The following is a 7,443-nucleotide window of genomic DNA, read 5'->3' as shown; positions in this document are numbered from 1 at the left end:
GATGCTCCGTCCGTCGGGCAGCAGTTCGCCGGTGTCGTCGAAGACGATGACACCGTTGCAGAGCAGACCCCAACCCTGCTCTGGGTGGTAGGCCATCAGACGCGCCGCGTCATGATCGATGGCGTCTGCGGATGGACAGGGTGGTTGATGCTGGCACATGGTCTTGTTTCCTTGGATCCTTGCTGGAATATCTGATCCTGCCGCTAGAGCACGCTGCGGTCAGGATGATCGTCATCTGGCGGTGCCTCCTGAGCGGTGAGGTTGGAAGTGGTGGCCGGGTGAGATGGCGACGATGGTGTTGAGGAAGCCGTGCGGGGTCGGCTCGCACCAGGACGGCCCTGAGCTGGTTGATGGCCTGGGTGCGGGCCTTGATCGCCGTGTCTTTGGCGACTTTGAGCATGCGGATCATCTCCACGCCGATTTGTCTGTGTCATCCTGCTGAGTTGAGGCATGGAAGCCGCAGCATGAGTTGAGCGCCTCCCCTATCAGATGCGCGGGCGGTCAGGGTGCCGTGGTGAGCGCGTGCGATGCCCTGGGCGATCGCCAGTCCGAGCCCGGCTCCGCCGAGCTCGCGGCCGCGAGCGCTATCGGTGCGAGAGAAGTGGTCGAAGACCCTGTCACGCTCCTCAGCGGGTATGCCCGGCCCGTCGTCGTCAACGGTGACGACGACCTCGCCCTTCTCACCGCTGACCGTCACCCATACTGCCGTTCTTCCGTGTCGCTGCGCGTTGTCCAGCAGATTGCCGAGCAGGCGGGCAAGGCCGCCTATCGTGCCACCCACGATCAGGCCCTGCTCCAGGTTCAGGTGAATGGGCAGGCCATCGGTTCGCTTGCCGACCTCGTCCACGATGAAGCCGGCCATGTCGATGAACACAGGCGCGTCGCCGACGCCGGCGTCCAGCCTGGCGAGTGTGAGCAGGTCGCTGACGATGTCCTGGATTCGGTCCACCTCCCGCAGGGTGTGGTGGATGAGCTCGCACAGATCAATCTGGCCGGGATACATCCGCGCCTCTTCCAGGCGCAGCCGAAGCCCTGCCAGAGGGGTGCGCAGTTCGTGCGAGGCATCGGTGACGAATTGCCGCTGCTGGGCCTGCACGCACTCCACCATGTAACTCACGAGGTTGACTGTCTCGCAGTTATCGCAAGCTGTAGCCATAGGATCCTCCTCAGAGCACGGCTTTCAGCAGCTACGGCGGATTCGTCTCCGAGACCAGTGGAAATACCTGTCTCCCGGGGCGAGTTCCCCCCGTTGCCCGGACACCTGACCTGGCCTGCCGGCGACCGAATCGCTGAAGTCAGCCGACACTCGCCGGGCGTCGTCGAGATCGGCAAGGTCGCGCCGAACCCATGACCGGGCGACCACCGCGAGTTCAGGGTCCATGGTCACCCTCCGTCATGTTCATGGTCGGGCGCCCAGAAGGCGCCTTCCCGCCACCGCGCGTCACTGCGCCTGCGCACCCGCCTTCAGTCACCGCGTGATACCGCAGCGTCATGGGTGCGCTACCTGTGAGCGTAAGCACATCGGTCGGTGCGAATGAATGTCCTAAAACGTTTTGTAATACATTCGTTACCTAAGTACCGCTGGTGGTACAGATCCCCTGTGCCGCATGAGCAAGCGAAACACATAGCCGCAGGCAGATCACGATTGTCGGCACTGGTGCAGGCAAGGTAACGCTTGACTCAGGAGACAGATTCGTCGCTCCGACATGGAGATAAACGATTCAGCTAGAGACCCTCGGAGATCCAGCCTCCTGGGTATCCGGGACGCCCGTGGTGTCCTTCCCGAGGATCCCCGAGCCCTCGCCTACGACGGCGCGGACCGTCGAGTGACCACGCCTCCGAAGTGACGCGTGAGACCGTGCCTCGCGCGTGCATGGACTTAGGAGTTCCCTGAAGGTCTTGGCAGGGCGGTCGGTATGCGGTCGCCTGTTCGCGGGCTATTGGGGTGGTGGCGGTGAGGGTCCAGGTGTTGTTGAGGTGGGTGAGGGCGAGGTTGACCAGGCGGCGAACGCGGGCGACCAGAACGCTCACCACCGTTCGGAGCGTTCGGCTGAGCATGCGCAACTCATGCTCAGTCCTTAGGAACGGTTCATGGCGGGCGCTAATGAGGAACAGGCGCGGAACCTGAGCTGTTCCTGCCTGTCACGCCGACGCGCGTACGACCACGAGAACCACCGCCAACGCCAGCACCAGGACGTCGATGGCTATCATCGGCGCCGAGTCAGACACCCGGATCCGGCTGACGATTGCACCCACCATCAGCATGACCAGTCCGATCGACGCGGCCGCGCCGAGCAACGGCACCATGAGCCCGGCGAGCAGCCCCACTCCCCCCGCTGCCTCGCACACGCCGATCAATCGCCACAACCTCGGCTGGAATCCTAGATGATCGCGAATTGCCAGCGATTGCGGCAGACTCAGAACTTTGATCCCGCCGGTCCCCATGAACAGGAGGCCGAGAAGGATCGACAAGAGGACAACGGTGGTGCTCATCGGTGGCTACTCCAAAGATCCATACAGCAACCTGCTGCCGCATGGCCTGTGCTATTGCGGCATCCAGATCAGGGTGAGTATGTCAGTCGTGCCCGTTGCGTCCCTGATGGGATGGGAAGAAAAGGGGAAACGGTGGGGGAGTCACCCCAATGTTGCAAAGCCTCAAGCGGCACCATCCCGTCCCGCATCTCGGTCATCGGGGAGCCCTCTGTTTCAAGAAGGAGGGGGCGTTCACCCCGAAGTGTGGACATCGGCTGTCATGCGGCGAGCAGCACTCTATCGATGGTCTGCTGCTCGTAGTCGATCGGGCTGAGGTAGTCGAGGGTGGAGTGGCGCCTTCGGGTGCTGTATCGGGTGATTCACTTGAAGACCGCCAGGCGGGCCTCGCGCGGCGAGGGCCAGCCCTTGGTGCCCTGCAGGGTCTCGCGTTTGAGGGTGGCATTGAACGCCTCCGCAGCGCTGTTGTCGGCGCTGGTGCCGACGGCGCCCATGGACTGGCGCACGCCGAGCTTGGCGCACAGCTTGGCGAACTCGGCCGAGGTGTACTGGGCCCGTGGTCGGAGTGCGTCGGACCTGGGCCGCCGAACACGGTCTCACCCCCACAGCCCGGGCCAGCAACGACCAGTCCGCCGGGCACGCCCAGGACTGATCCCGCGCCATCATCCTCGCCGTCATCGGACGCGTCGGGGTCGCGCAGCTCGCGGATCGGCCCCGGGCGCAAACGCGACTTTCACAGTTCCGACGCACCCGCCCTCCGACACTTGGCGGATGTCTGGGGACACGTTCGGAAGCGGAGGGCCGAGACAGCCGATCCCCGACCGTCACCGTTCACCCAAAAACTACGCACAGTTACTTTTCACTTGGTCGCACCGACCCGAGTGGAGGGCCTTTAGCGGTGGTACAGCGGTCGTGGAGGGGACAGGTGGCGCACAGGCCGGTAAGTTTCGCGAGGTCGACATCCACCCCAACCTCCGCCACGAGATGCAGCTCTGGCTCGACGAACGCCCCAACTGGCCCCATGCCATCGACAACCGGGCGCTGTTCTTCAACGCTAAAGAGGGACGGCTGACCGCCCGGGCCGTCGGCGGCATCATCGCTACGATCGCCCAAACTGCCGGCCTCGACGATCTCACCACCGCGCATGCCTTGCGCCACACCCTCGCCACCACCCTGGTCCGCGGTAAAAGCGACCTCGCCGTGGTCACCGAGATCCTCGTCACACCCGAGGGCAAGACCGGCCTGGTTCGGTGGGCTGGTCACCGACGCGCTCACCCTGCGAGACCAGTTGAGGGACCAGAACCTGGACGAGCGCGCCGCTGCTGCGGTCGGTCTGCTGGCACTGGTCGCCGGTCAAGACGTTAAACCCGCCGACGCTCCGATGGCATCGACGGACGGTGGCAGATCGCCCGCCGCACCGCACCGGACAGGATCCTCCGGGGGGTTTCTAGCTGAATCGTTTCTCTCCCTGTCGGAGCAATGCCTCGTCTTGGTCGGTCAAGCGTCGCCTTGGTGGCCAAGTGCCGACATACGAGCACTGCCTGAGCCTATGCGTTGAGCTCGCTCGTCCGGCACAGGGACCTGTGCAGCCAATGACGTTCATGTAACAGAAATATTACAAAACGTTTTAGACTATTCGGTCGCGCCGACTGAGGTGATTACGGTTCACCAAGTAGCGCACGCATGACGCCGCGGTATCACGCGGTGACTGAAGGCGGCTGCGCAGGCGCAGTGACGCGCGGTGGCGGGAAGGCGCCTTCTGGGCGCCCGACCATGAACATGACGGAGGATAACCATGGACCCTGAACTCGCGGTGGCCGCCCGGTCATGGGTTCGGCGCGACCTTGCCGATCTCGACGACGCCCGGCGAGTGTCGGCTGACTTCAGCGATTCGGTCGCCGGCAGGGATTTCGGTCGTCGAGTGAAGACCACGGAGATCCTGATCGCGGGCCCGGGATCCGACCTGGTGCTGCGTGTGTACACGCCGCACGAGGCGGTCAGGCCCCTGCCGGGGCTGCTGTTCGTGCATGGCGGCGCGTTTGTGATGGGCGACCTCGAATCGGAGCACTACCGGTGCCTGATTCTCGCTGAAGAGGCACAAGTGGTCGTCGTCTCCGTCGACTACCGCCTCGCCCCAGAGCATCCGTTCCCCGCCGGCTTTGACGACGTGTACGCGGCGCTGTGCTGGGTGGCGGCGCATGCCCAGAGCTTGGATATCGACCCGTCACGGATCGGGATCGGTGGAAGCAGTGCCGGTGCCGCGCTGTCGGCTGCGGTCGCCCTGGCCGCCCGCGATCGCGGCGGGCCGACATTGAAGTTCCAATTGTTGATCTACCCCGTCACCGACGATCGCATGGTGACCGCGTCGATGGCGCGCTTCACGCATACGCCAGGGTGGGACTCACGAAACTCGGTCACCATGTGGCAGATGTATCTCGGCGACCATTCCGATGACGTCTCGCCGTATGCCGCGCCGGCACGCGCGGCCTCGTTGAAGCACCTGCCACCAGCCTATATATTCGCCGCCGACAACGACCCGATGCGGGATGAGGCAATCGAGTTCGCGCGTCGATTGATAGACGCCGATGTTCCGACGGAACTACACTACGTGCCGGGAACGTTCCATGCCTTCGAACTTGAGGTCCCCGAGGCAGAGGTGTCCCGCCGTGCCTACGCCGAGCAGGCGAGGGCAACCAGTACGTGGCTGCGGGCATGAGCACCGTGCACGCCACAGCCGAGGAGCAGGCTCGGACCGTGCGCGTACGCCGGCTCCCGCAGGTGCCTGTCGAGGTGGGCCTCGGTGCTCTGCTCACAGTAATCGTGGTCATGTTCACAGTACTCAATTCGTCTTTCTGGTCGGCGTCGATTCTCCAGGCCGTGTTGCGTGCGGCGGCGGTGGCTGGGCTGGTGGTGGTGGGGGAGACGCTCCTGCTCATCCTCAAGCAGATCGACCTCTCCGTCGGATCGGTGGTGTCGCTGTCGGCCATCGTGGGCTGCCAGCTGGTCACCCACTACCACCTGCCGTGGCAGCTTGCCGTGCTCGGTGCGCTCGGTGTTGGTATGGCCGTGGGAGCGGTGAACGCACTGCTGGTGGTATGGGCGCGGCTGCCCGCGTTGATCGTGACGCTGGGGACGCTGTACGCGACAGGCGGTCTTTCGCTGGTTATCAGCGGGGGACTTCAGATCAGCGGACTTCCCGAGGGCCTTGTCGGGCTGGGCCAATCGCGGTTGCTTGGGCTGCCGTTCGCCGTCTATCTGCTGCTCGCCGTCGTCGCCGTGGCTCACGGAGTCATGAACCTGACGGTGTTCGGCAAGAGCGCTTACGCGATCGGGGGTAACGAGCGGGCCGCAGTACGTGCAGGTGTACCCGTGAGGCGCTACGTGACCTGCGCATTCATCGCCTCGGGAGGCTTGGCTGGGCTGGCCGGGATCCTGCTGGCCGGCCGGGTCGGCGTCGCCGACCCCACCCAGGGGCAGGGCCTGGAACTGACCGTGATCACCGCAGCCGTAGTGGGAGGGATCTCCCTGTTCGGCGGTGCCGGCACCATGCTCGGAGCTTTTCTCGGAGCCGTGTTCATCCAGGTGGTCACGATCGGACTCGTGCTGGTGGGCCTGGACTCGACTCTGCAGCCGGTCGCCAGCGGCGCGCTGCTGATCGTCGCGGTGGCAGTCGACACGTTGCGACGGCGAGCCAGACGTGCCTGAGGTGACCAGGATGCCGTCTCCCGGCCGGCCTTGGCTCGTCCGAACAAGTAGAAGTCACAGATCACGGCAACCGCATCCACTACAAGGAAGTCAGGAACAGGACATGATCGGTATCTCTGGGAAACGTCAGCGACGTGTCCTGGCGGCCGCGGCCATCGCGGTGCTCGCGCTGAGCGCCTGCGGCGCGGAGCCGGCGACGACCACGGGTGGCTCGACCGTTGGCCCTTCCGCCTCCAACGTCGACTACTTCAACTTGCCCACGAGCACCGGAGCATCATGTTCTATGCGAGGCAAGAAAATGATCTTCGTCTCTGTGCTTCGCGAGAATCCGGTCCTGCAAATCATGGCGCAGGGGGCGATCGACGGGGCCAAAAAAGCGGGCTTCGCCTCCGAGCAGTGGGTGGCGTCTCAGGGATTCGACGAGCCGGGGACCGTCACGTTGGCCACCCAGAGCATGGCACAGGGCGTCGACGGGATTGTCGTGTTGGCGTCCAGCCCGACGTTCTACCCGATGATCGCCCGGGCCAAGGCGATGGGGATCCCGGTAATCCAGACGCATTCGCCGATCGCCAAAGGCGAGGCGCCGGGTCTGCTGGGGCAGTTCTACCCGGATCCGACCTCCTACGGCAAGGCGGCCGCGGAGGCTATCGGCGCGCGCCTGAAGAAGGCCGGAAAGACCGGCAGCATCGCCATCATGCAGACCAGTTTCATCCCGAATGAGAACGCCGCGGCGAAGGCGTTCACCGAGACGATGAAGGCCGAATATCCCCAGCAGCATGTGCTTGCCCCGGTAGCCGAAGGTGGCGACTCGAGCAAGGCGATCGCGACCGAGACGTCCCTCGTCCAAGCCCACCAGGACCTGGTCGCGGCATTCGACACCAGCGGCAACGGACCGGTCAACTGGGCGACTACGCAGAAGGACACCGGCCGCCAGTTGGTGGTCATCTCGATGGATTACGCGAAGGCGAACCTCGAGCTGGTCAAGAGCGGCTCGATATTCGGTATCGTCGCCCAGCCGCTGTACCAGGAGCACTATCTGGCGGCTTTCGCGCTGGCGAAGGCCATCTGCCGTGATCCGATCGCCTACGACAATCCCTTGTCGGCTCCGATCGTGGAGCAGACACGGCTGGCGCCGTACTACGAGTTGCTGTCCAAGGTCAACATCCATTAGGCCAATGATGACTTCGCACCCGCTCATACCGCCCCATATTCCGAGCGCCCCACCCGCCGCCGGCTTCCAGCCGGAGC

At 64.4% G+C, this 7,443-nt stretch carries 6 protein-coding genes and 3 pseudogenes; 5 read left to right on the top strand and 4 right to left on the bottom strand.

The window, feature by feature from the left end:
- From AB0C30_RS57670 to AB0C30_RS57655, 4 genes and pseudogenes are all read right to left on the bottom strand, one after another.
- On the bottom strand, nt 1-159 hold a 159-nt coding region (locus tag AB0C30_RS57670), incomplete at its 3' end, for a DUF5999 family protein (RefSeq protein ID WP_357961556.1).
- Nucleotides 160-430: 271 nt separating this feature from the next.
- Nucleotides 431-1,096, bottom strand: coding sequence for a HAMP domain-containing sensor histidine kinase (locus AB0C30_RS57665; protein WP_357961551.1), 666 nt, complete (start codon nt 1,094-1,096; stop codon nt 431-433).
- A gap of 1,046 nt (nt 1,097-2,142) precedes the next feature.
- On the bottom strand, nt 2,143-2,493 hold the full coding sequence (locus AB0C30_RS57660) for a DoxX family protein (protein WP_357961548.1): 351 nt from the start codon (nt 2,491-2,493) through the stop codon (nt 2,143-2,145).
- A gap of 257 nt (nt 2,494-2,750) precedes the next feature.
- A pseudogene (locus AB0C30_RS57655) lies at nt 2,751-3,044 on the bottom strand (integrase core domain-containing protein); the annotation flags it as partial.
- A 217-nt stretch (nt 3,045-3,261) separates the two neighbouring features.
- Between AB0C30_RS57655 and AB0C30_RS57650 the strand changes: the two are divergent.
- The 5 genes and pseudogenes from AB0C30_RS57650 to AB0C30_RS57630 all read left to right on the top strand — a co-directional run.
- A pseudogene (locus AB0C30_RS57650) lies at nt 3,262-3,648 on the top strand (hypothetical protein); the annotation flags it as partial.
- A gap of 97 nt (nt 3,649-3,745) precedes the next feature.
- A pseudogene (locus AB0C30_RS57645) lies at nt 3,746-3,927 on the top strand (IS5/IS1182 family transposase); the annotation flags it as partial.
- A 358-nt stretch (nt 3,928-4,285) separates the two neighbouring features.
- The gene (locus AB0C30_RS57640) at nt 4,286-5,206 is read left to right on the top strand and encodes an alpha/beta hydrolase (RefSeq protein ID WP_357961545.1); all 921 of its coding nucleotides are present in this window, start codon (nt 4,286-4,288) and stop codon (nt 5,204-5,206) included.
- Nucleotides 5,203-6,195, top strand: coding sequence for an ABC transporter permease (locus tag AB0C30_RS57635; protein WP_357961542.1), 993 nt, complete (start codon nt 5,203-5,205; stop codon nt 6,193-6,195). Before AB0C30_RS57640 ends, AB0C30_RS57635 begins: the two co-directional genes overlap by 4 nt.
- Before the next feature lie 103 nt (nt 6,196-6,298).
- Nucleotides 6,299-7,366 (top strand): substrate-binding domain-containing protein, encoded by a 1,068-nt coding sequence (locus AB0C30_RS57630; protein ID WP_357961539.1) that lies wholly within the window; start codon nt 6,299-6,301, stop codon nt 7,364-7,366.
- Nucleotides 7,367-7,443: the final 77 nt, after the last annotated feature.

The sequence above is a fragment of the Nonomuraea sp. NPDC048901 genome (assembly GCF_040649695.1).
Taxonomy (GTDB): domain Bacteria; phylum Actinomycetota; class Actinomycetes; order Streptosporangiales; family Streptosporangiaceae; genus Nonomuraea.
The sequence above is the reverse complement of the archived record's forward strand: the minus strand, read 5'-3'. Positions and strand labels throughout refer to the sequence as shown.